Origin of the sequence: Streptomyces sp. ASQP_92, assembly GCF_025399895.1 — a bacterium.
In the GTDB taxonomy this organism is placed as follows: Bacteria; Actinomycetota; Actinomycetes; order Streptomycetales; family Streptomycetaceae; genus Streptomyces.
Genome location: NZ_JAODUA010000078.1, coordinates 1 through 240, shown reverse-complemented (window position 1 = coordinate 240; position 240 = coordinate 1). Strand labels below are relative to the sequence as shown.

General features: G+C 68.3%; 1 pseudogene. It reads right to left on the bottom strand.

The annotated features are described in order from the left end of the window. Nucleotides 1–240, bottom strand: a pseudogene (locus N4G70_RS36980) (phosphatase); the annotation flags it as partial.

Sequence of the window (240 nt, the reverse complement as noted above, 5' to 3'; positions counted from 1 at the left end):
GGACCAGTCGAAGTTGTCGCCGTAGATGGCGTAGGCGGGCTCCAGCTGGGCGCCGATGTCGTACTCCGGGCGGGAGCAGGAGCGGCCGGGAAGGAGCTGCCACTGCATTTCGGCGGCGAGGGTCAGGCGGTTGGCGCGCCGGGCCTGGAGGTATACGTCGGTGTCGCGTTCGCCCACGACGATCTCGTGTCCGAGGACTTCGGCGACGTCTTGGAGTTCGTGCTCGGCGTGGGCGTCGTA